Below are 24,603 nucleotides of genomic sequence, written 5' to 3'. Positions count from 1 at the left end.
ATTGTTAGCCGTGAAACTCACCGCAGGAAACACGGATGATCGCCAGCCAGTCAAAGCGCTGACAAAAGGATTAACAGGCTGTTTGTATGGTGATAAAGGGTACTTGTCCCAGGCTTTATGTGATGAATTAGAAGCGGAAGGTGTCACGTTAATCACGAATGTCCGGAGTAACATGAAAACCAAGGCATTATCTCTCTGGGATAGATTGATGTTAAGGCGGCGGTTTTTGATAGAAACCGTCGTCGATCAGCTCAAGAATATTTCTCAGATAGAGCATTCAAGGCATCGCAGTCAACTCGGTTTTTTATTGGAAGTTGCTGCTGGCCTTATTGCTTATACATTCCAACCTAAAAAACCGAGCTTGAATCTACGGGATAATGAGATCGCTATTTTTAAGCGAAGCTGAGGTTAAAAAAGCAGAAGCTGTTGCTTTTGAGCGTTACACACTGGCTCATGCTCCAAAGCCGGGAAAATCATCTAATAGACAAAGTTTGAGCGATTTACTTAAATTATGGTGGTTGTATCACGGACAAATAGCAGAGAACGGCACGATAGAAAAACGGCAGCTAGAAAAAACAATCAAGTTGCTCAATGATCCATCTATTACTACAGCCATTACGGCTGTAGTAATAGGCTCCTGTCGCATCGGGGTGAACCTTAATATGGTTGGCACCAATCAGTAATCACTCGAAATCGGGGTCATTAACTAATTGTTCAAGCAGCTTTTCCCATATCCCTTTATCTCTCCAACGGTAAAAACGGCGGTGGGTATTTTTCCAGTTACCATAATCAGTATGCAAATCTCACCAAGGTGCTCCTGTCCGTAAAATCCAAAATACCCGATTGATAAAACGCCGATTATCTTCAGCTACACGTCCCCAAGCACCTTTATGTCCTGGTAAATTGAGTTTCAAGTAGCTCCCAAGCGCGATCTGAAATATCGTGGCGGCGGTGTGCTGGTGTACCCATGATTAATTGACTTTTGTGATGGAATAATGGGGCATCATTATTGCACGCAATAATCCATGACGAAATTATCTAGGTGGCTTGAACAGAACACGGTTAATTAATATCACTCTTTCCACAATATCCGACAAGTCGGGTGCGCTTTCTCCCGGCAAATCAGTATACGGGCAAAAATATCATCAATTTCGGCTTCATCAGATTCCGCCAATCCAATAATCACTTCTGAAAAGAAATTAGGATCTATTTCAAAATCAACATGTTTAAGCCATATATCTGAAGGCTCTGATAACTCTGCACCACCGCGTTCTTCGAACTGTAGGCTAAACAGTAAGCTATCCGCAGGATCGAGATTCTCAACCGCTTGTTCCAGAAAAATATCGTAGGCTTGTTCCAGCGCTTCATCTTCGGTCATTCGGTTATTGAGATCCAAGTGAAGAGAATGCGGATATGTTGGTTGATTTTCCATAATGGTAGTGTCCGAAACTGATAACAGAAGGGAATTAAAACATGGATGGTAGTGGTTGAATACTATCAAACTGTAATCATAGCCCCGTTAGTGGTGGCGAGGCTATGAAAAATAGTCAGATATTTATGTTTTACTATTTTTTTGTGCCGAAAATCACAAAAGTGGACTGAAAAAATAACATAGACGTTCAAGCACTCGTTGCCGGACAGGGCGCTTTTGCCACTCTTCGCTGTCAAGTAACACTGAACGGGTAATATAATCCTGCTGGACAAGCATTAAATCACTGCCAAAGAGTTCATCATCGATCACAACGGTAATTTCAAAATTTAGCCATAGGCTGCGCATATCCAGATTAACAGAGCCAACCATACTGAGCTGTCCATCCACCAGAACACTTTTTGTATGCAATAGCCCGCCTTCAAATTGATAGATTTTTACACCCGCTTCCAGTAATTCGGTAAAAAATGCCCGGCTTGCCCAGCGCACAAGGAATGAATTGTTCTGGCTCGGCACAACAATGCTGACATCAACACCTCGCATGGCGGCGGTACAGATTGCATGCATTAAATCATCACTGGGAACAAAATAGGGAGTGGTAAGAATGAGTTGTTCTCTGGCGGCGAAAATGGCTGTCATCAGTGATTGTTGGATAAGTTCATCAGGAAAGCCGGGGCCAGAGGCGATAACCTGTGCTGTGTGCCCGGATGCCTGCTCAAAGGGCATGATATTGGTGTCAGGAGGAGGGGGAAGCTGGCGCTGGCCCGTTTCCATTTCCCAGTCGAAGGCATAGATAATGCCCAGTGTTGTCGTGACAGGGCCTTCCATTCTTACCATGATGTCAATCCATTGGCCAACACCAGCATTTTGTTTGAAAAAACGCGGATCTACCATATTCATACTGCCGGTGTATGAAATATAGTTATCAATAAGAATAATTTTTCTATGCTGGCGTAAGTCCATGCGCCGCAAAAAAAGACGAAAGATATTAACTTTCAGCGATTCTACAAACTCAATACCGGTTTTGCGCATCATATCAGGGTAGGGACTACGGAAAAATTGCCAGCTTCCTGCTGAATCCACCATGATACGACATCTGACACCACGTTTTGCTGCCCTCATTAAAGCATCAGTCACCTGATCAACCAATCCACCCGCCTGCCATATATAAAACACCATTTCAATACTATGTTCGGCAGTTTCTATATCGTTGATAAGAGTCTTCAGGGACTGTTCATAAGATGTTATCAGCTGCATCTGATTGCCTCTGACACCTTTGATTTGCTGGCGGCGTTCACATAACTGGAACAAAGGCTCAGCGACTTCACTGTTTTTATTGGTAAAAATATGTTGTGATTTTTTTAGATCGGAAAGCCAGTCAGCCACAGAAGAACGCATTTGTTTTGCCTGTTCAACTCTGCGCTTACCCAGATGCAATTCACCAAATGATAGATAAGCCACAATGCCGACCAAAGGGAAAATATAAATAATAAGCAACCAGGTCATTGCTGATGTCACTGGTCGGCGTTTCATCAGGACCCGGATAGTAATACCAGCGATAATCAGCCAGTATAAGAAAATAGCCAGCCAGTAAAGTACAGAATAAATGGTTGTCATAAGTGGCAATCAATCCTGTTTAAGTATTTTGATACCGTAGTGAGTGCAAGTTTCTGTAAATTTTAAGAAACTATCAAGGAAATACCGTCTATTAGGCAGAAAATAATCCAAATATTACCCATGCTCAACTAAATATGATGAGTAGATTGAGTTCAGGCTGATGTTATTTATTGAAATTATTTATTTACGACTGCTGAAACATGCTGGCAATGAATATTAAGGTAAACCTGTAATTGGTTGACATCTCCGGCAGTGACGATTAAGAATAACATTACTCAGTTAGAGTGAGAAAAATTTTGTTTTGAAAACATTTATCAGGGTATTTTATGAAAAGAAGCAGAAATGAAGTAGGAAGGTGGCGTCTCCTTCGCCAAAGTATCCAACGTCGTCGTCGTTGGCTGGAAAGCCAGTCTCGCCGTTATTCACGTATTTATGCACTACGTAAGATGGGTACTTACAAGCATCGCCGGTCGATCTTGTTCATTCAAAACGCAGAATCGCTTTAACATGATGTGTGGCATGATACAGATGTTTTTGAATCTTTATTGAATATGATAGTCATTTGCATTTAAACTAATGTCTATCCTAAAATTGACAATCATGCTGCTACTCAAGAATTCTCTTATGCGTTGGATACATTGGCCAGTACTACTTTCTGTTTGTTTACATATTTCCATTGCTGCGGCGCTATTTCATACGCTGAAATCCGGTAATCCGCCAGAATCGCCTCCGATGTCTGTTGCGATGATCCAGTTGGCAGCGGAGCCTGCTCCGGTTTCTGAACCCGCTATGCCTGCATCTATTTCCGAGCCTGAACCCGAACCACCCGCCCCAGAGCCAGAACCTGAATCTATTGCGAAAATAGCTCTGCCAGAGCCTAAACCTGAAAAAAAACCGGTAGAAAAGAAACGGGAAGAGAAGAAAATTGCTAAAAAGGAGTCTAAGCCTAAAGAAATCAGGACAGAGAAAATGTCAGAAGAGGCAGTGAAACCTATTACTGATCAGGAATCTTTGCTGACAAATAATGTGGATGGGAAAAAATCCACTGATCCTGTTACCAGTGAAAAATCTGAAGTTCAGAGCGGGCCAAAAGCACTGAGCAGAATAGATCCTGTATATTCAGATAGGGCAAGGCAATTAGGTATAGAAGGGAGTGTACAGGTAAAATACGATATTGATGAAAATGGTCGGGTTAAAAATATTGAAATTCTTTCTGCTGAACCTAAAAACCTTTTTGACCGTGAAGTGAGAAACGCGATGAGAAAATGGCGGTATGAAAAAAAACCAGCCACAGGTTATGTGACTACCATCGAGTTTAAGCTGACCGGTGTTTCAGTATCGTAGTTTTTATCATAACAGGGGGCGCTAAAGCGTCTCCTTTTACTGTATATAACCTGAGTTTTGAAAGGGTTTTTAGCTTAATTTACTATCAAAAGATTATAAGCTGTTACTTATTAACATATTTATAATGAAACCATTTTTATCAAGGTTTTTTATTAAGGTTTATTGTTACATTTTGTTGGTACATTATTTTGAGTCGAAATTGGATGATAATTTTAGGATGATAAACTGATGTGTCGTTTAGCTCATGCGTATCTGGAATTTCAGTTAGTTAACCACTAAACCGCCTATTTTAGTTGGTGGCAGCTAAGTAAATTTTATTAAAGGCAATGAGTCTATAGTAAATAAAACAACTGGTAATGATTTGGAATAATTCGAATTTAAAGATTAAAATAGTTCTTCTCTTATAAAGATAATAAAAGGGTTTTAAAAGCACGACAGGTAAAATCCAGATCAATAAGTTAGTTGTTCATTTATAGTGATTCAACTATATTTAAATCTAAATAACAAAAAGGAGCGCATTCAATGCACTCCTTTAGTTCATTATGGGTTACTTTTCCAGAGAGTAGCTATTTTTAATTACTGCTTTCCAGTTTGAAATTTCTTTTCCCTTCCGGTAACGGGCGGGAAGTATTATTTTCATTAACCGCGACGTAGGTGAAAACAGCATCAGTGGCTCGATAACGTTGACCGACGGGGTCAGAAGCTACTTTTTTCACCCAGACTTCAATATGAATGGTAATGGATGAATTCCCCGTTTTCAGACAACGGGCATAACAGCAAACGACGTCACCTACCGCGACCGGTTTTAGAAAACTGATGCCATTAACGCTGACAGTGACTACGCGTCCCATTGCAATTTCTTTTGCCAGAATGGCGCCGCCAATATCCATTTGGGACATTAGCCAGCCGCCGAAGATATCCCCGTTGGCGTTAGTGTCAGCTGGCATTGCCAGTGTACGGAGAACCAATTCTCCGTTTGGTAAGCATTGTTGTTGTGTCATTAGAAAAACTTGCTTTATTTGGTGAAGACAACAATACCTGCCAATAATCCGGCAGGTATCCATATGAAACTCATTGTTATTATTTTTGTTCGCGGGGCAGATGGCGGTAGATATATATCACACTCAATACGGTAAAGACCAGTGTTAATGCCGTTAGCCCGAATACTTTAAAGTTCATCCAGACATCCATAGATAGCCAGAAAGCGATATAAATATTTGCTAATGCGCAGACGATGAAGAAAATTGCCCAGGCTGTATTCAGTTTGTTCCAGATTGCATCAGGTAACTCTAGTTCTTTACCTAGCATTTTTTGGATTAATGGTTTTTTCATCACCCACTGACTGATAAGCAGAGCCAGTGCAAAAATGGCATAAATGACGGTTACTTTCCATTTAATGAACAAATCGCTATGGAAGGTTAAAGTCAGTGTGCCGAAGACAGCTGTTATTGCAAATGTAATTAAAGATGATTTTTCAACTTTGCGATAAATCGCATAGGTGATAACAACAGCTAATCCAGTAGCAGCGATCAATGCGCCAGAAGCATAGAAAATGTCATACATCTTGTAGACGACAAAAAAAACGACTAATGGTAAAAAATCTAGAAGTTGTTTCATAAAATTAGCTCACTGTAATACCTATGATGGCAGGTTTCTGAATTTATGCCAGAGTGTATCAGATCTTAATAAAATGGTTTAAAGAAAAAGATTGCCAAGGAAGGAGGAGGGGTGTGGGTTTTGATTTTACCTAGCATTATAATGTGTTTTTTTATGAAAGGTCTGTATTTCTGCATTGTATAAGATCATTGATTATATAACTCATTGATTGCTTGGTGATGAATCGTGAAAACCGTTGCGTAAGGCCATGTTGAGGAAAACTATGCTGGGGAAAAGGTTATATCGCTGGATGCCGGGCTTGGAGAGTCTTTGTCATTATCGGAAAGAATATTTTAGTCATGATATACGAGCAGGATTATCGGTTACCGCCGTCGCTTTACCGGTTGCCATTGCTTATGCTGAATTAATGGGCATAAGTGCAATTATTGGTCTGTATGCCTGTATTTTACCTATGTTTGTTTATGCTCTGTTCGGGACATCACGCCAGTTGATCATCGGTCCTGATGCAGCAACGTGTGCCGTTATTGCTGCGGCAGTCACTCCTCTGGCTTTTGGAAATGCAGATGTTCGTTGGCAGCTTGCCATTATCATGACATTAATGACAGGAATCTGGTGCATACTGGCAAGCCATTTTCGGCTGGGAGCATTTGCAGATTTTCTATCGCGCCCCATCTTAAAAGGTTTTATCAATGGGGTTGCCATCACCATTATGGCGGGGCAGATTACTAAAGTATTCGGGATTTCTGGTTTGCCTTCAGAACTGATTGAACAGTTGATTGCATTACCGCATAAATTACTGGGATCTCACTGGCCGACAATGGGAATGTCAGCAATGACCTTATTTGTCCTGCTAAGTGTTCGTTTCCTGCGTCCTGGCTGGCCGGCGCCACTGTTGGCGATGATCATATCCACCTATGTAAGCTGGCAATTCGAGTTAAATCAGTATGATATTCAGATTATAGGTCATATGAAAGATGGGTTGCCGATTGTGCCAATGCATGAGTTTGAGTTCGGTAGTATCCGTGATTTAGTTGTACCTTCTATTAACCTTGCTGTTATCAGCTTTGTGAGTTTTATGATAACAGCGCGTAGTTTTGCCAGCAAAAACGGTTATCAAGTAGACGCAGATTCAGAATTACGGGCATTGGGTATTGCCAATATCGCTTCGTCATTATCACAGGGGTTTGCTGTCAGCGCGGCCAGCAGTCGCACCGCAGTCAATGATGCGGTCGGCGGCAAAACGCAGATGGTATCGATAATTTCTGCAATCGCGATATTGCTGGTATTGTTTTTTATGACGGAGTTTCTGTCATATATCCCATTATCGTCATTGGGCATTGTCCTGATCTTTTCAACGTGGTCACTACTCGGGTTGAGAAATATCTGGGCATACCGGAAACGTAATCGTCAGGCTTTCATATTATCCATTTTTACCCTTGTTGCTGTTTTGTTGGTTGGTGTGATTGATGGGATTGGTTTTGCGGTGTTATTGGGCTTATTACAATTTTTGCGTATTATTTTTCGTCCTTCTGATCAGTTGCTAGGGATAAATGAACAAGGCATGATCCGTTCCATCAATCAGGGTAATAATATTGGGCCTGTCGATGGCATCGTTATGTATCGCTTTAACTCACCTCTAACTTATTTCAATGCTGGTTATTTCAAAAAACGGGTTTTACAACATGTAAATAGTGCTGTCATACGCCCGGAGTGGTTGGTGGTGGATGCAACAGTCAGTTTTACTTACGATGATGTCAGTGTGTTTGCTGTGTTGGATGAATTGATTACTGAGCTGAAAAGGAAACGAATAACTTTAGTTCTTGCGGGTCGCAGCACTGAATTGAAGAACTGGATAAAACAGAACAAACTCAGGAGTAGTGATGAGGATTTAATTATTGTCCCCGATCTTTATTTTGCTATTCGTTTGATTCAGAGTAAAAAGCAAGCAGAAGAAAGCCTCGCTGAATAGTGCGAGGCTGTTGGTTTAATATTTATTAGTTTTGTGGTTTAGCCAGCATATACAGGCGGAATAGATAAATCAGCAATATGGAAGATAGCAGATTATTCACGGTTAATAAGGCAATCTCCGGCATTTTGGATAAGCCGAATACAACAATCAGTTTCATTGCAAGAAATAGCAAGACCGCAGGAATTAACAGGCGGAAATTATCGAATGCTAATCTCCAACTCGCCTGCATGGATGAAAATATGCCTATGCTTTTCTCAAGTAGCAGAATCGGAGCAAATGCAAACCCGATTGAAAACAGAACCCCCGGGACGAACATCAAAGCGTAACCTACTTGAACTAACACGGTACAAATGAGTACCAGTAAAAACATCTTAGGGAGTCGAGTTAACGATAGTTGACAAGCCTGTAGCGCATTAGCCTGATGACCATTTGAAATAGCACTGATAAGTATTAAGACACTGGCAGTCAGCAGAGTATCACCAAAGATATTGGAAAATAAGATCCCGCCAGCGGTGCGCATAAGCATCAGTTGTGCTTCTGGGGTTAATTGTTCAATAACGTTTTTAATCCCTGAATTTCCTGACTCTCTTAGAGTATCTTGCATATCAGTCAATAACTTAAGTTGCTCACCATCAGGAATGAAAAGGTGATTGAGCAGTGTAGTCACCAACGCGGCTAAAACAGAGAGTATGACAATGTTCAACAATTGGTGTTTAAAAAAGTTGAGGCTGTCACGATACAGGGTATTTGCCGTGATGGGCATGTAAATGGCTCCTATCAGATGAAACAATAATGATATCCAATTGTACCTTGTTCAACGGATTATTGGATAGAGAAAAGATAAAGCTGATAACTATTGTACAATTTTGTTTATCAGAATTGGCTTGTTATCAAAAATGGGGCACGTTCGAAAGCTTTTCCATTTATGTGAGGGGCGTATTAATCCGGTATTAGCCGATCAAGCTTTGACAGAGATATATTCAGTTAACTTTGATTTGGATCAATTCAAAATATCCCATAGGTGAAATAATAAATTTGTAACCACTAAAACTATATAAATGGGATCGATAATGAAAAAGATTTCTGCGCTTGTCCTGGCTGCGGCAACGTTGGCCCCATCATTGACTTTTGCCCATGAAGCTGGTGATTTTCTGTTCCGTGCAGGTACTGCAACGGTAAGACCGCATACCGGCTCTGAGAATGTATTAACTTTAGGTTCGTTTGATGTAAATAATAATACACAATTAGGTTTAACTTTCGGTTATATGATCACTGATAATATTGGTGCTGAATTACTGGCAGCAACGCCATTTCAGCATAATGTCAGTTTGCCGGGTGCAGGTGAGATCGCGAGAGTTAAACAATTGCCGCCAACATTAATGGCTCAATATTATTTTGGTGAGACAGCAAACGCTTTACGCCCTTATGTTGGCGTAGGGATAAATTACACTACATTTTTTGATGAGAAATTTAATAATAATACGACTGTAAAATCCGCAAATTTAAATAGTCTGGATTTGAAAGACTCTTGGGGTGTTGCAGGGCAAGTTGGTCTGGATTATCAACTTGATAAAAACTGGATGTTAAATACTTCACTCTGGTGGATTAATATCGAAACCGATGTGAAATTTAAAGTAGGTGATGAAGAACACAAATATAAAACTCGCCTTGATCCCTGGGTATTTATGTTTGGTATTGGTTATAAATTTTGATGATTTGATACAGTTAACCTGTGTGTTTGATATGAGAACCAGTGGGGCATTACTTGCCCCTCTTTTTTACCATGTACTTTCTACATTTCTACAATATATCCGCTTGATCAGCGGAGTTTTATTGAGTTAATAACAGTTTTAACCCCGGGAATACTTCTTGCAATCTGAATGGCTTGTCTGACTTCTTCAGGTGAACGTGCAAAGCCACTTAATTGAACACGTCCTTTATAAGTTTCTACATTAATATCATTGGAATTAAGGTTCTTTTCTTCAAACAGAGCTGTTTTTATTTTCGTACTGATTACCGTGTCATCAATATAGTTTCCTGTGCTTTCGGTCGTTGCCGTTGGGGCACATGCTGATAGTATGGCGGTGATAACCGCTGCGATAAGGAGTGTGGAAATGGACTGTAATTTTTTCATAATGGTTCTCCGTTGATGTCAGGAATAGTGATGATGTCAGGAATAGTTTTGTGAAATACGTTTCCTGTTTTCTGACGTTGATTTTTAACACATTATTATGACAAGGTTTTTTTACCGGGGAATAATGTAATAGTAATGGTTAAACAGTATTGTTGAAGATAAGGGAACTTACAAATAAATTGGATTTATGTTTTGGATCATTTCCCCCACGAATTGGCTTATGGGGGAAAACGGTATTATCGCAGGGTAGCTGATTTCATCGAGTGAACGAATACGCTAAGTTTTTCTAACATAATCTGAGGTTGATGTAAATTATTCTCAATGATATTAACCACGGCTGATCCTGAAATAGCTCCTGCCGCCCCACTATTAATGACAGATGTGACCTGAGCTGGCTCGGAAATGCCAAACCCCTGTATGGCCGGTGCAGCACGGTATTCTTTGAGCTTGTTGACCAGATCCGTCAGTGGGTTTTTCATTCTATTCTGTACCCCGGTAGTTCCTGCTCTGGATAGCAGATAAGTGTAACCGCGACCGAATGAAGCAATCTCACGCAATAAATTATCATCTGCATTGGGCGGGCAGATAAAAATAGGGGCAACATCATGTTTTATGGCTGCCGAGTAAAAAGGACGTGATTCAGATATTGGCACATCTGCAATTAACACGGAATCAACCCCGGCATGTTTACAGCGAGCATAAAATTCATCGATTCCACTGTGAAATACCAGATTTGCATACATTAATAATCCGATGGGGATCTCTGGATACTTTGCCCGAATCTGTGCCAGTAATTCAAAACAGCGTGTTGGCGTAACATGAGAAGACAGAGCACGAAGGTTAGCATTCTGGATCGTCGGGCCGTCTGCCAGAGGGTCGGAAAATGGAATACCAATTTCCAGTGCGTCAGCGCCGCCAGAAATAAGAGCATCAATGATATCTAAGGATAATTCAGGATTAGGGTCGCCGAGAGTCACAAAAGGAACAAAAGCACCCTGATTTTGTTTTTCTAATTTCTTGAAAAGCAATTCATAACGTTCCATCAGATTTCCCCCCTGGATTTCAAAATATCGTGAACAGTAAATATATCTTTGTCGCCACGACCGGATAAATTGACGATGAGTAATTGTTCTTTATCCGGCTCCTGATGGATCATTTTCAGCGCATAGGCGAGGGCATGTGAAGACTCTAAAGCCGGGATAATTCCCTCGTTTAGTGACAGTGCCTTGAATGCATCCAGTGCTTCATCATCTGTAATGGAAACATAATCAGCTCTCCCGATGCTGTTCAGGTAGGCATGTTGGGGACCGACGGAAGGAAAGTCTAACCCGGCAGAAATGGAATATGACTCTTCTATTTGCCCATCTTCTGTCTGCATAATCGGCGATTTCATACCAAAGTAGATGCCCAGTTTCCCGTGTTTTAATGGTGCGCCATGCTCTCCGGTTTCGATGCCATGCCCTGCGGGTTCAACACCTATCAGACGTACATGAGTTTCCGGAATAAATTCTGCAAATAAGCCGATAGCATTTGAACCACCACCGATACAGGCAATAACCGCATCGGGCAGGCGTCCTTCTTTTTCCAGAACCTGAGCTTTGGCCTCTTCACCAATCATGCGCTGAAATTCACGTACCATTGTTGGGTAAGGATGAGGCCCCGCAGCGGTGCCAAGCAAATAATGCGCTTTATCATAGCTGCCGGACCAGTCACGCATGGCTTCGTTACAGGCATCTTTCAGTGTTGAAGATCCACTGTGAACGGGAATGACTTCTGCTCCCATAAGACGCATACGGAATACGTTGGGGGATTGGCGTTCAATATCTTTTGCACCCATATAGACACGGCATTTTAAACCCAGAAGAGCACACGCCAGTGCGGTTGCAACCCCATGCTGACCTGCACCGGTTTCGGCAATAATTTCTTCTTTTCCCATTCGCTTTGCCAGTAATGCCTGCCCTAATACCTGATTGGTTTTGTGTGCACCGCCATGAAGTAAATCTTCACGTTTCAGATATAAACGGGTTTTTGTGCCTTTGGTTAAATTCTGGCATAACGTTAAAGCCGTTGGGCGGCCAGCATAGTTTTTCAGTAAGTTATGAAATTCTTGCTGAAATTCAGGATCATTTTTTGCCTCGATAAATGCTTCTTCTAATTGATCAAGGGCAGGGACGAGAATTTGGGGGACGAATTGCCCGCCAAAATCACCAAAATACGGATTTAATTTACTCATTATTTTCATTTTCCACTTTCTGTCTGAATATTAGTTATCTGAAAGATTACGGGTAGCAGCGTAATTGTTGGAATACTTGTTTTATTTTCTGGCTGCTTTTAATCCCGGGTTGGATTTCGACACCGGAATTAAAATCCAGTCCGTAACAACCTAATGCGGCAGCTTGCCGACAGTTCTCAGCATTTAAACCACCTGCGAGAACACTGTTATGTTGAAAGTCTTTATCAATTAATTTCCAGTCAAACGTTTTTCCTGTACCGCCGAAACCATTATCCAATAATAAGTGATCAATATTGGAGAGAGCGGAAAATACTTCAGTTTTCGACATATCAACAGATTTCCAGATTTCACAATTTTCCGGTAATAAAGAACGAAGTGCATCAATATAAGGCTGATCTTCATTACCATGTAATTGAACTGCGGTCAGTGAAAGCGCCCGGGCAGTCTGGCAGACAAAATCAACGGGCTGATTCTGGAATACGCCAACATATAATAAAGGAACTTCATTAATAATTTGTTGCGCTTGTTGCTGGCTAATTCTGCGTGGTGATTTGTCAGCAAAAATCAGGCCACCATAAACAGCTCCGGCCTGCAATGCAGCTTTGGCATCCTGTGGACGGGTCAAACCACAAATTTTATTGTCACCCAGAATCAATCGACGTAACGCTAGATCTAAATCGGACTGAGCCATTAAAGCACTGCCAATCAGAAAACCGTGAGCAAACTGGCTTAAATCACGTACCTGCTGGTGGCTGTGAATACCTGATTCGCTAATAACGATAGTCTCTTTTGGTAAACCGGCTGCCAGTTTGCGGGTACGTTGTAAATCGATGGACAGATCGCGCAGGTCACGGTTATTGATGCCAATGACTTTTGCTCCCAGAGCAATTGCCCGGTGGCGTTCAACCTCATTACTGACTTCCGTTAATACTCCCATATTAAGGCTATGCGCCAGAGCGGAAAGTTCGCGATAGGTATCATCATTAAGCACGGAAAGCATCAGCAGGATAGCATCTGCCTGATAATAGCGGGCCAGATAAACCTGATAGGGATCAATGATGAAGTCTTTACACAGAACAGGTTGGTGTACGGCTGCACTAACCATACGGAGAAAATCATAACTGCCCTGAAAATATTTTTCGTCAGTCAGTACTGAGATCGCAGCCGCATAAGGCTGGTAAGTTTTAGCAATGCGTACCGGGTTAAAATCAGACTGAATTAAACCTTTTGAAGGAGACGCCTTTTTACACTCCAAAATAAAAACGGTCTGTTTGTGTGTCAGTGCCTGGTAAAAGCGACGATGGCTCGGTACAACAGAATCCAGAAAACTCTCCAGCGGCTGTTCAGCCTTGCGGGTGATGAGATATAACGCCTTATCTTCAACGATTTTCTGTAATACATTACTTTTCATGATTAAATCCCTGCTGCTAGTGCGATCACTTTTTCATAGGCCCGGCCACTGTAAATCGTGTCCAATGCCTGTTGTGTATTTTGCCGTAAATCTTCCTGACCATGTATTTTCATTAAAAGAGCAACATTGGCAGCCACCGCATCAACATGCGCTTTTTTACCTTGTCCTTGTAATAATAAGCTCGTCATATGACGATTTTCTTGTGGTGTTCCTCCTCTGAGTGATGATATAGGGTGATTTGGCAGCCCAAAATCTTCTGCTGTTAACTGATATTGGATAATTTCACCACGGTTAAGTTCAGCAACCTGAATAGGAGCGTGTAAAGCAACTTCATCCATGCCACCGCTATGTACGACCGCAGCACGTTGAAACCCCAATACCTGCAATGTCTGAGCAATAGGATTCACCAATTCCGGACTGTAAACACCAATCAGGGCAAGAGGCGGGCGAGCAGGATTGATTAATGGACCAAGTACATTAAACAAAGTACGGGTTTTCAGTTGCTGGCGAACATTAACTGCATGGCGAAATCCGCTGTGGTATTGCGGAGCAAACAGAAAGCAGATACTGATTTCATCCAGTGCCCGACGGGATTCTTCAGCACTGGCATTTAGTGCGATACCAAACTCAGCCAGTAAATCAGATGATCCTGAACGGCTGGAAATGCTGCGATTGCCATGCTTTGCCACTTTAAGGCCGCAGGCTGCGGCAACAAAAGCGCTGGTTGTCGAGATATTGATGCTGTTTGTTCCGTCACCACCTGTTCCGACGATGTCACAGAAAGGGTAGTCAGGGCGTGGAAATGGAGATGCATTGGCTAATAGTGCCTGTGCAGCCCCGGCGATTTCCTGAGGCTGTTCACCGCGTAGTTTCATACTGATTAGTACCGCCGCAAGTTGTGGCTCACTCAGCTCGCCACAAATAATAGCCGTAAAAAGTTTTTGGCTTTCTTGCTGGGTCAGTGCCTGAGCACTAAACAGTTTTTGTAAAATTAATTGCATTTTCCCATTCTCCCTTTTATTGCCCCGATTCCTGTGAATTTAGTGCCCATTCCAGTGTTTGCTCAAGTAAGCGGGTTCCCTGTGTTGTCAGGATGGATTCAGGGTGAAACTGGAATCCACAAACTCTGTTCTCGTCGTGACGAACTGCCATTACTGTATCGTGACAATAAGCGGAAACAACCAGTGTTGCCGGAATATTTACACCCACCAGAGAGTGATAACGGGCAACGGGAAGCGGGTTAGGTAAACCGGAAAACATAGCCAGTCCATCGTGAGTCGCTAATGTTGATTTGCCGTGCAGAATTTCACTGGCGGCTGAAATATTGCCACCATAGGCTTCGATAATGGCCTGATGCCCGAGGCAGATGCCAATCACGGGGATTTTCCCGATAACCTGTTGAAGTAATTGTGGCATACACCCGGCTTCTGAGGGTTTTCCGGGGCCCGGAGATAGCATCAGTAATGGTGATACCATGTTTTCCAGTTGAGCCATGATTATCTCGACGGATACCGTATTACGGTAGATAACAACCTGATGACCCCCACAGCGTAGTTGATCCACAAGATTGTAGGTAAAAGAGTCAACATTATCGATCAGAAGAATATTTGCCATCAGAATGTTACCTCCGTGTTATGAGCCTGAGCGATAGCGTGAATGACGGCTCTGGATTTGCTCTGGGTTTCCTGAACTTCGGATTGTGGAACGGAATCCAGAACGATGCCGGCTCCGACCTGAACCGTTGCTTCTCCGTTTTCTACATAGGCAGAACGAATCACAATACATGTGTCAAAATCCCCTTTACCGGTGAAATAACCCACTGCACCGGCATAGCTGCCCCGGCGTTCATTCTCATATTGTGCAATAAGTTGCATCGCCCGGACTTTCGGCGCACCTGTCAGTGTTCCCATATTCATACAGGCCTGATAAGCATGGAAAATATCCAGATCGTGGCGCAGTGTACCGACCACTCGGGAAACAAGATGCATAACAAATGAATAACGGTCAACGTTCATTAGATCAGCAACGTAGCGGCTACCTGGTTCACAAATACGCGCTATGTCATTACGTGCCAAATCAACCAGCATGATATGTTCGGATAATTCCTTAGCATCGGTACGCATTTCTAGTTCAAGTCGGCTATCCAGATCCGCATTTAGTTCACCAGTGGCATTGCGCCCACGGGGGCGTGTGCCCGCGATGGGATAAATTTCAATTTGCTGGCTGTCTGCATCATATTTAAGGGCACTTTCAGGGGAAGCACCAAACAGGCAAAAATCCTGATCCTGCATGAAAAACATATACGGGCTTGGATTTAGTTTTTTTAGAGTGTGATAAGCATTCAGTGGTGCTGGGCAGGGTAAGGTGAAACGTCGGGATGGAACAACCTGAAATATATCACCCTGCCGGATAAAACCCTGTAATTGTTGAACGATATCGGCATACTGCTCATCACTCCGGTTACAGGAAATTTGTATAACCGGTAATGTTACGGGCGTTAAGGGCTGACGAGGCTGAGCAATGATGTTTTCCAGTGCAGATAAACGTTCGTCAAGGCGCTGTTCTTCTGCTTTTGATTCACCAAATCGTGTTGTTTGCAACATGGCGTGCTGGCGCGGATGGTCGATCACCATCATGGTTTCTGCCAGATAAAAACAGAAATCAGGGCAGCGTTGAGAGGTTTTGAGTATGGGAAGCTGTTCAAATTCTGCTACTAAATCATAGGAAAATAATCCGCCTGAAAAAATGGCATCAGAATCTTCAGCTAGGGTGGATAATTGAGTCAGAGCACGTAATGCATCAAAAACAGAATCGGCTTTTAAACGGCTGTCTTCATCTAAATTTTCCTCAATAGCAGGAAATTGAGCCTGAAGGGTATGTGTTTCGAGAGTGATCTGAGCTTTTTCTGATAGTAGGCCGGCTAAGATGGGCAGCAGATTTTTGCCATTTTCAGTTAACGCTGCAAAATCAACCTGTCGGCCATTAGCGGTAATACGTATAGCGCTATCAATAATCAGCATGCTTTTGATAGCGTTCTTACTGTTAACTTCCGCTGATTCTAACAATAATGTTGCTGGCCGGTTATTGCATAACTCATTAAAAAGCAACGTTGGATCAGACTGGTAGACTGTCTCTCGTTGATTTACTGAAATATTAAATTCTTTACCCATCATACCCACCTCTTTTGTTATCTTTTTCTACAGAAAATTGGTATAAAAAAACCCGCTTTTCAGAGCGGGTTATTGACACTTTGGATCTCGACTTATGTGTGCTACTCAACCGCCCTGAATGGGAAGTTGGGCCACCAACGCATATTTTGAGTTGCTTTCATAAGTGTGATCATCGTAAGTGCCTTGTTAAAGTAGAGTGTTAGTTATATGTGTTCAACAAGCAAATCTTGCGTACTAGTAAACTGGTTCTTTGTTTGCTTGTCAACCGTTTTTTTGATGTATTTTTCTTCGGTGTATACTCAATGAATTTCAAGATGTATCGCGACGGCAAGGGAAATCATCCCCGGGAGCATAGATAACCGTCTGTTTATAAAAACGGTGACCGGGGTGAATGAGCGCAACCAACAAAGAGGCAACTTGAAAGACGAAGGATATATATTGAATAGTTTGTATCGATCAGTAGTTTAAATCTATAACAGATGGCTCATTTTTTATAAATGCAATTGGTTGAATTTTATTCTTTATGAATTTATTGTGAATGACTTCTGTTGTTTTTCATCAACGGCATTATTTTTTAATGAGCTATTATCTTATGAAAAAAATAAACTTATATGCCATGTTGTTTTTTATTATTACAACTTTTTTTCATAACTCTAGTGCAATTGAGTTAGATAAAAAGGTTATTGTTCCCTATAAGATAAATAACCAAGATAAACCGAAAGGAAAGCCATTTTTAGTACCTCCTTCTTCTTATTACAATTTAACAATTAAGAACGCGAGTAAATATGATAAATTAAATCTTTATCGAAACGACGATCATTGTATGTATAACTCAGGAGAAAAAAGTATTGATTTGAAGGCGGGAGACGAAAAAACACAACAAATTGAAATTAGAAACAGTGTTTTTTCTTTTCCAGTATGTTCTCAAGTAACAAAAACTATAACCTGGGTAGCAACAACTTATTTTAATAATAAAGAATATAAAAATTGCTATGTTGATTTAGAATTTTCTTATAATCCATATTTTGTCTGGGAAGATTCGGATTGGTTTTACCATGTTGATACGGAACGAGGATGTGGGTTAGAGGTTTCCGCCGATTGTGGTGGTAATAATTGTTTAAATAATGATGGAACACCTATTACAGACGATTATAACATTACTATCACTATAAAAGATGATAAAAACTGGGAGTCGCCAAGAATTACATCTCCTAAATCGGGAACACAGTTAAGCAACAACTATACTACAATTTTAGGGAAAGGGCTCAATGAAGATGGAAGCTTACCTGAGATTTACGCCTTTGTTTGGAGTGAAACTTATCCAACTCGGTCTACAGGTGATGGTGATAATTGGATGGCGCAAATCTGGTGGCCTTGTTATATCAAGAGTGACATTCAAATTAAAGACGTAGTTTATACTACTATAATGTTATATGGTCCTTGGTGTGGTGCAACAATTACTTCAATGCAGGATGGGCAAACTATTCCTGCTGGAAAATACAGTTTATCCGGTCTGGTGAATAGCGATACGATTGATGAATCAAAACGTATGCAGGTTAAAATTACGGGTTATAACCGTGATGGGTCGATTTATTTACCAACAAAGAATTATACGCCGACTGTTGATACGGATACAGGTCGATGGAGTCTGGAAGATATAGAGGCTGTTTGTTCCATTAATTATAAAGCACAGGTTTCCGATCCTTCATCAGAATTGCAGGCTACTCATCAATCTCTCTTACCCGGAGGAATGTCCAGCGTGGATTATTCTACGGAAGAATGTTCTGTGAAGATAACGAAGCCTAAAAAAGAGGAACGAATTTCATCAGGTACTGAAAATACACAGAATATTCCAATTGAAGGTACGGTAAATAACGATATTATCGTTTATGTATCATATGATACTAATGATTCACAATCGCCTGCCATTTTTGATAATGGTTATTGGAGCTATGAAGCTCAGGATGTACCAATGGGTTTCATCACCATTAATGCTGTTGGCAAAGATCCATCTGGTAATCTTCTTACCAATGAGAATGATGAAGTGGTCGTACTTAGCTCTAAAATTTTTTCTGTAGTACCTGAAAAGGACAGTTTTTTTACTCTGTTTAATGGAACAGCGATGCCAACTATTACTGACATTTCTTATATGGATTTAAATGTGTATGTTGAAATATCACTTGATGGATTTGGTCTTTTAGAAAAGGCTGCTTCTGATGAAAATGGTGACTGGAAGTATGGATATAAGAATTATGCAAATAGAGGAGAGTATATCTTTATATTTAAAGAAGAATCTGATGATTATGCTGGTAGAGGTGAAAAAACGTTTAAATGCACCGGTAGCGATCGTGGGATAGATTGCGTTGCTCAAAATTAATCATCGCCTTAATATTTAAGGAGATTGGAATGATTATTGTTAGAACTCTATTTATATTATTATTTTCTTTATTACATTTTAATCATTCACTTGCTGAAAATGAATTTAAATCTAATCCCTTGAAAGCTATTGCAGGAGGAGAGGAAAGTTGTAATGAGATTAGCAGCGATAAATGTAAATCTTGGGTGGTTGATATCTACTATAAAAGTAATAAAGATGATAAAGGAAGTAGTATATGTTCAGGTTCATTGATTGCACCAGAATATGTTCTAACCGCGGCACATTGTGAAAAGACGAAAACAGAGAAAGATTCAATTTATTATGTGGTTAGTCCTAATGGTAAAAAAATGACGGCATCTATCCATGGTTTTATACCGATGGATATTCCTGGGCGATTCGGGCCTGATCGACATGATTTGGCAATTTTAAAGCTGGATAAGCCATTAGAATTGGATGGGAAAGAATATGGTCGAATTCGTCGTTTTTTCAGTTATGATGAAGCTTATGAAAAACTAAATAGTGAATATTATTACGCTGATGTCTATGGATATGGATATAGAGGAATTGATAAAGAATCAGGAAAAGAACAGGACAATAAGGGTAATAAGCAATACCGTGCTGATACTATCATTGTCTCTCCTGCTTTTGATTCTCGTAATGGTAATGGATTAATTCTAAAGGCAAATGAAAAAGAAGGGTTAACTCCCGGAGTTATACAACATGGTGATTCTGGTGGTCCGATTATTTGGAATAACACCATTATTGGTGTTAATTCCTTTGGGTTTGATGCGCCTAGTGTAAAAGAGGGGGATACTCATAATAGTTATTATCCATTTTTTGTAGTTTCAGATGTGACAGGAAAACATAATAATAAGATAAACTTTATCAATAGTTTTTCTCCTGGAAAATGGTTTTCTCAGAAGGTGAAACAAATCTGGATTGAAAATCCAGACTGGAATGGACATTTAAGAAAGAGAGGTGAATATATTATTGTTAAGGGATGGGGAAGGCCGAAAAGCTCAATGGAACTCATTTATTCTATTAATGACGCTCCTTCCAAAACATTTAAATGTAACGATGTTACTAGTCTTGAAGGTAATTGGACGTGTAGTATCCCGAATAGTGAATTTTTCACTGAGGGAATTAATAAAGAAGAAGAGCAAAATGTAACGATTATAGCGAAAGAGTCATCAGATGGTTTGTCTAAGGCTATACAATGGAGAGAAGATAACATACAAGCAAAAATATCTTCCATTTCAAAGGAATTTGGTATTGTTTACCCGGCAGATAAGTCAACTGTATTTACTAAGTATTTTACAATTCGTGGGTATGCAGATCCTGAGTCAGAAGTGCGGCTTATACTGCAATCTAATATAAATAAGATTAAATATACTCAAGATAATTTATGTAAGGATGTTGGCAACAAGCAGCCAATAAAAACAACAGAATATGGGATTTGGTCATGCACTATAAAACAGGACCTTGAGGGAATTGAAAATCCCGTTGGAGAAATAGAATGGAATTATACAATCACAGCGAGACAAGAAACAAAGGAAGTGCATCTTTATGATCAGGTTAATATATTATTTCAACCTAAAGAAATAAAAAGACCAAGTATAAAAGTTAGTCAGGAAAAACAGTATGGAAAAATGATTCCTTTTCAGCTGGAGTTGGATAATTCAGCTAAATTTTTTTGTTTCTTTGATCGCTCATACTTTGATTGTGGTAATGATTATTCTGGTACAAAGTATATGCTTAACGACAAAATAGATAAACCAAGTGATAACCTGAGAGGTTTTAATATTTTTATAACACAGAAAATTGACCATGTTGACCCACTTGATCAAGCTTTTTGGAATAAAGGGCATTTACAAGGAGGCTATTTATTCCCGGCGTTTAGAAAAGAATATAAATTTACGGTTGAGAAACCAGTACCGATAGATCCTGCAAATCAAAATAGTTCGGAATTTAAAGGCGATGGAGGTGATAGAAGTGAATATACCTGGCGAAATGGTGATATTCTTTTACCATCCGAATATTCTATCCACATGAAAGATAAGGGCAAAGAAACATACTCCCCGATAACATTAGATGGAACTCATGACTTTTTGCCTATTCCACTAGAAGGTAGCCCTCCTACTTGGGTTATTAAATTACCAGATTATCAATTAGAAGACGGGACTTATTATATCGAAGTGGCAGATACATATCATCCTGTGGGGCTGAAGGGATTCAGAGAGTATTGGAATATTTCATCTGTTGATAAAACTTATTTTGTAATAAAAACACCTGACGTTACGACTAAAACCCCCTCCAAAGGAGAGACGATTACAGAAGGAACGCCAAGTTATGTATCAGGTAGTTCTAATGTTCCCGGCGATGAGGTTGATGTTAAAAGGCGTAAAATAGATCCTTCTTTATCTGAATCGGAGGGGAATAACCAAAAACTGGCTAAAGAAACGACTATTTGTACCGGCGCTGTTGTAAGTGATAATGGTAATTGGGAGTGTAGAGATCCAATCATTTTTCCTGTAGGAACTTATGAAATAATTGCTGAACTAATGAACGAAGGTAAAGTTGTCGCTAAAGATACTACACGCCTGACTATTGAAGATGACAATGATGATGATGATCCGGACAAGAAAAAATTTGAAGTAGAGAATCCTAAAGATAATTCAACTGTTGATCCGGATAATCCAATTCGCCTTTCTGGCTCATTAAGTGGTTCCGGAGGAGGTGGTGGGGGAGGAGGTGGTTTTGGTGGCTTTCTCGGTGATATATTCGGAGCAATTTTTGGCGGTGTGTCTTCATTAGCTAACTCTCCATTCAGTACTGGTCTTGGCTTCTTTTGGAATTTGGTTATTCAGCCTGATGCTATTTCAGGTGGAGATACTTATACGATTAAATTACAGGAAACTCACAATAAGGCACATGTCGGAGATCCTATTACCTGGCATTTTACTGTCCCTATACGTATTACCTCGCCTGCCAAGGGGGCTCAATATAGACTAGATGACGGGATATCCATAGAAGGTCAGGGAAGCCCTAATCAATTAATTATCGTTACTGGGGCAAAAGATTTTTTACCACCCAAAAACATGACACTCCCGAGACCTAATGAGGGAATGATCTGTTCTGCTACTGTGGATTCAAAAGGGAAATGGGCTTGTCCTAATAAACCTGCATTATTAGCATCAAATGAAGGGACGTTTTATATATATGCGGCTCAGTATAAAGAAACAGAATCGACGGAGTTTGGGGGCAATTATGAAAGGACTTCTGAGGTTACTCGCAAATATGTCGTCGCCAAAACAAAGATAGATATTACTCACCCTACTCATGGCGCAAAAATAACAACTCTCCCTTTTACGATTGAAGGAACTGGGGAAGAGAATGCGAATGTATACATCAAAGGGTTTGGTAATGCTAAAGATTGTATTACCACTGTTGATGAATCAGGTAAATGGTCCTGTGGGCCTTATCATCCGGAAGAGGGGAAATATACTGTATCCGCAGAGCAGTTTATTGATGATACACAAAATTCACATTCATCTGTTTCTTTTGAAGTCCAGACTAAAACCACTAAATCAGTCACTATCACGCAACCACATAACGGTGGCTTATATAAATATCTCGCAAATATCCTGCCAACGGGTACCGGAGTACCGGGAACGACAGTATGCCTGGATGTAAAAGAGTTATCGCAGGTTTGTCAGCATGGCATCACTGTAGATGATAAGGGGCATTGGCAAGGAATTAGCGGGTTAGATACCTCCGTTAAAGGAGAAAAACAATTGGTAGCAACAGCCTTTTTGGATAAGGTGAAACAATCTACAGCCAAAGTGGCATTTTATGTGGGAGAAGATGCACTAACAGTACAGTCTCCTAAAGAAGACGAAGTGATAAAAGCCCCTTCATATACTTTTAGTGGCACGATGCAGGAGAATGTTAACTCAGTGACAGTCAAAGCATTCGCTGATCATGATGAGTGCGCCGCAAAGCTCAATAAACATAACTATACATGGACATGCGGGCCTTATAGTTCTGTACCGGGAGATTATCATGTGGCGGTTGTGGATGATGCCGGCTCCCATGTTAATCGGAGTTTTAAAGTGCGCTATGGTGATAATTTGAAAATGCGCATACTGACACCTGAAGAAGGGGCACAAATCACAACCCCAACCTACACCATCACCGGTAAAGGGCAGACCGGTGCTCTTATCACTGTACATATTTCAGACACACTGGTTGCAGACACGCTGAGTTGTAGTGTTTATGTTGATGAATATCAGAGTTGGTCTTGTCCGGTAATGGAATCAATTCCGGGCTCATATAAGCTCAAGGCCCAGCAATGGGTAGATAATGTGGCATCAGGGAAGCCTGTAATACGCAATTTTGATGTGATCTATATGCGCGATATTACGATTAATCCTACGGCAGCTCCTATATGTACAGCCCCAGATGAAACTATTTCTATTCCAATTACAGGAACAGCAACAAAGGGGGCTGATATTTCTTTATCAGTAGGTGGCAATGCCTATAAATGCGGCCCTGTACAAGTTTCAACAACGGATGGTTCATGGAGTTGTACTCTGGAGAATGTAACGCCGGGAATGTATCAGGTAAAAGCGAAGCAGACTATTACTGTGAATGGCCATACCTATGAAAATAAGAAAGTAGGTGATGTGAATGCGGCTATTTTAAGTATCTCCCATCCAGTAGATGGGGGGATTTTTTCTACATATCGTTCTCCAATAGATGTGCCTATAGGGGGATATTCACGACCGAAAATGGAAGTGTCATATGATATCCAGAATTATGGAGGGAGTTATAGGTGTCTTAGAGCTAGCGAGACAATAATATCAGGAAATGTTGGTACAGGTAGCACAAGTGCTGATGATCAGGGGAACTGGAGTTTTGATGTAAACCTTGAACATTTAGGCTGGTACAAAGTAACAGTTTCTAGTTCTGGACAATTTTGTGGGAAACCCATTCAGGCTGAAAGCAAGTTTTGTTATCGTCGATATATGAGATAAATACTTTATCTTTTTATTGCTACGATTTGATAAAAATAGATACAGTGAATAACCATGTTATTTCAACCCTATCGAATCTGATACGATTATCATAGTTCGATAGGGTTGACCCTGTTTCTAAATTTGTGTAATTGCCTGTTTTTGATATGTTTAATTTATCAACTAATACAGGTGAAAAGATGGACGAGAAACAGTTACAAGCCCTGGCTACTGAGCTGGCTAAAAATCTCAAAACGCCCGAAGATTTAAGTCAGCTCTCCCGTTTC

Annotated in this window: 20 protein-coding genes, 1 pseudogene and 1 other annotated feature; of the genes and pseudogenes, 8 read left to right on the top strand and 13 right to left on the bottom strand. The window is 40.7% G+C overall.

Features of this window, described 5'->3' with window-relative positions:
* Together AACS92_RS16085 and AACS92_RS16080 are read left to right on the top strand one after the other, a co-directional pair.
* Nucleotides 1-406, top strand: a 406-nt coding sequence (locus AACS92_RS16085) for a transposase (RefSeq protein WP_153044762.1), incomplete at its 5' end; no start/stop codon positions are given.
* On the top strand, nucleotides 378-683 hold the full coding sequence (locus tag AACS92_RS16080; protein ID WP_099111769.1) for a phage integrase: 306 nt from the start codon (nucleotides 378-380) through the stop codon (nucleotides 681-683). The genes AACS92_RS16085 and AACS92_RS16080, both read left to right, overlap by 29 nt.
* A 3-nt stretch (nucleotides 684-686) precedes the next feature.
* Here the strand turns inward: AACS92_RS16080 and AACS92_RS16075 are convergent.
* The 3 genes and pseudogenes from AACS92_RS16075 to cls all read right to left on the bottom strand — a co-directional run.
* Nucleotides 687-969, bottom strand: a pseudogene (locus AACS92_RS16075) (transposase); the annotation flags it as partial.
* 103 nt (nucleotides 970-1,072) lie between these two features.
* Complete coding sequence (locus AACS92_RS16070; RefSeq protein ID WP_241538029.1) at nucleotides 1,073-1,396, bottom strand: HI1450 family dsDNA-mimic protein; 324 nt, start codon at nucleotides 1,394-1,396, stop codon at nucleotides 1,073-1,075.
* 189 nt (nucleotides 1,397-1,585) lie between these two features.
* Nucleotides 1,586-3,046: a cardiolipin synthase gene (gene cls / locus AACS92_RS16065; RefSeq protein WP_099111767.1), complete on the bottom strand. Its 1,461-nt coding sequence runs from the start codon at nucleotides 3,044-3,046 to the stop codon at nucleotides 1,586-1,588.
* 326 nt (nucleotides 3,047-3,372) lie between these two features.
* Between cls and AACS92_RS16060 the strand changes: the two genes are divergently transcribed.
* Nucleotides 3,373-3,552, top strand: coding sequence for a YciY family protein (locus tag AACS92_RS16060; protein WP_099111766.1), 180 nt, complete (start codon nucleotides 3,373-3,375; stop codon nucleotides 3,550-3,552).
* A gap of 118 nt (nucleotides 3,553-3,670) precedes the next feature.
* Nucleotides 3,671-4,390, top strand: coding sequence for a TonB system transport protein TonB (gene tonB / locus AACS92_RS16055; RefSeq protein ID WP_241538028.1), 720 nt, complete (start codon nucleotides 3,671-3,673; stop codon nucleotides 4,388-4,390).
* A 572-nt stretch (nucleotides 4,391-4,962) separates the two neighbouring features.
* Here the strand turns inward: tonB and yciA are convergent.
* Together yciA and AACS92_RS16045 are read right to left on the bottom strand one after the other, a co-directional pair.
* Nucleotides 4,963-5,391, bottom strand: a complete 429-nt coding sequence (gene yciA / locus AACS92_RS16050) for an acyl-CoA thioester hydrolase YciA (RefSeq protein WP_099111765.1) — start codon at nucleotides 5,389-5,391, stop codon at nucleotides 4,963-4,965.
* Nucleotides 5,392-5,470: 79 nt separating this feature from the next.
* The gene (locus AACS92_RS16045) at nucleotides 5,471-6,007 is read right to left on the bottom strand and encodes a septation protein A (RefSeq protein ID WP_099111764.1); all 537 of its coding nucleotides are present in this window, start codon (nucleotides 6,005-6,007) and stop codon (nucleotides 5,471-5,473) included.
* Nucleotides 6,008-6,269: 262 nt separating this feature from the next.
* Here AACS92_RS16045 and AACS92_RS16040 point away from each other — a divergent pair, with 262 nt between their 5' ends.
* The gene (locus AACS92_RS16040) at nucleotides 6,270-7,976 is read left to right on the top strand and encodes a SulP family inorganic anion transporter (protein WP_099111763.1); all 1,707 of its coding nucleotides are present in this window, start codon (nucleotides 6,270-6,272) and stop codon (nucleotides 7,974-7,976) included.
* Nucleotides 7,977-8,001: 25 nt separating this feature from the next.
* On the opposite strand, the gene AACS92_RS16035 is transcribed toward AACS92_RS16040, so the two are convergent.
* Nucleotides 8,002-8,739: a YciC family protein gene (locus tag AACS92_RS16035; RefSeq protein WP_099111762.1), complete on the bottom strand. Its 738-nt coding sequence runs from the start codon at nucleotides 8,737-8,739 to the stop codon at nucleotides 8,002-8,004.
* A gap of 307 nt (nucleotides 8,740-9,046) precedes the next feature.
* Here AACS92_RS16035 and ompW point away from each other — a divergent pair, with 307 nt between their 5' ends.
* Entirely contained in the window at nucleotides 9,047-9,688 is a 642-nt protein-coding gene (ompW, locus tag AACS92_RS16030) for an outer membrane protein OmpW (RefSeq protein WP_099111761.1), read from the top strand.
* A gap of 107 nt (nucleotides 9,689-9,795) precedes the next feature.
* Here the strand turns inward: ompW and AACS92_RS16025 are convergent, their stop codons facing one another.
* The 7 genes from AACS92_RS16025 to AACS92_RS15995 all read right to left on the bottom strand — a co-directional run bounded on the left by AACS92_RS16025 (nucleotide 9,796) and on the right by AACS92_RS15995 (nucleotide 16,927).
* Nucleotides 9,796-10,110, bottom strand: coding sequence for a BON domain-containing protein (locus AACS92_RS16025; protein ID WP_099111760.1), 315 nt, complete (start codon nucleotides 10,108-10,110; stop codon nucleotides 9,796-9,798).
* A gap of 236 nt (nucleotides 10,111-10,346) precedes the next feature.
* Entirely contained in the window at nucleotides 10,347-11,153 is an 807-nt protein-coding gene (trpA, locus tag AACS92_RS16020; protein ID WP_099111759.1) for a tryptophan synthase subunit alpha, read from the bottom strand.
* Nucleotides 11,153-12,343 (bottom strand): tryptophan synthase subunit beta, encoded by a 1,191-nt coding sequence (trpB, locus tag AACS92_RS16015; RefSeq protein ID WP_099111758.1) that lies wholly within the window; start codon nucleotides 12,341-12,343, stop codon nucleotides 11,153-11,155. Before trpB ends, trpA begins: the two co-directional genes overlap by 1 nt.
* A 46-nt stretch (nucleotides 12,344-12,389) precedes the next feature.
* Entirely contained in the window at nucleotides 12,390-13,754 is a 1,365-nt protein-coding gene (trpCF, locus tag AACS92_RS16010) for a bifunctional indole-3-glycerol-phosphate synthase TrpC/phosphoribosylanthranilate isomerase TrpF (RefSeq protein WP_099111757.1), read from the bottom strand.
* Nucleotides 13,755-13,756: 2 nt separating this feature from the next.
* Nucleotides 13,757-14,755, bottom strand: coding sequence for an anthranilate phosphoribosyltransferase (gene trpD, locus AACS92_RS16005; RefSeq protein WP_099111756.1), 999 nt, complete (start codon nucleotides 14,753-14,755; stop codon nucleotides 13,757-13,759).
* 16 nt (nucleotides 14,756-14,771) lie between these two features.
* Nucleotides 14,772-15,368: a glutamine amidotransferase-related protein gene (locus AACS92_RS16000; RefSeq protein ID WP_099111755.1), complete on the bottom strand. Its 597-nt coding sequence runs from the start codon at nucleotides 15,366-15,368 to the stop codon at nucleotides 14,772-14,774.
* Nucleotides 15,368-16,927 carry an anthranilate synthase component 1 gene (locus AACS92_RS15995; RefSeq protein WP_099111754.1) on the bottom strand — a complete coding sequence of 520 codons (1,560 nt, stop codon included), beginning with the start codon at nucleotides 16,925-16,927 and terminating at the stop codon, nucleotides 15,368-15,370. Before AACS92_RS15995 ends, AACS92_RS16000 begins: the two co-directional genes overlap by 1 nt.
* 39 nt (nucleotides 16,928-16,966) lie before the next feature.
* Nucleotides 16,967-17,067: a sequence feature (Trp leader region), on the bottom strand.
* Nucleotides 17,068-17,516: 449 nt separating this feature from the next.
* Here AACS92_RS15995 and AACS92_RS15990 point away from each other — a divergent pair.
* Complete coding sequence (locus AACS92_RS15990; protein WP_099111753.1) at nucleotides 17,517-19,301, top strand: hypothetical protein; 1,785 nt, start codon at nucleotides 17,517-17,519, stop codon at nucleotides 19,299-19,301.
* A 29-nt stretch (nucleotides 19,302-19,330) separates the two neighbouring features.
* Nucleotides 19,331-24,337: a trypsin-like serine protease gene (locus AACS92_RS15985; protein ID WP_099111752.1), complete on the top strand. Its 5,007-nt coding sequence runs from the start codon at nucleotides 19,331-19,333 to the stop codon at nucleotides 24,335-24,337.
* Nucleotides 24,338-24,603: the final 266 nt, after the last annotated feature.

Source organism: Xenorhabdus sp. KJ12.1 (assembly GCF_963876495.1).
Taxonomy (GTDB): Bacteria; Pseudomonadota; Gammaproteobacteria; order Enterobacterales; family Enterobacteriaceae; genus Xenorhabdus; species Xenorhabdus stockiae.
This window is presented reverse-complemented; position numbering and strand designations above follow the sequence as displayed.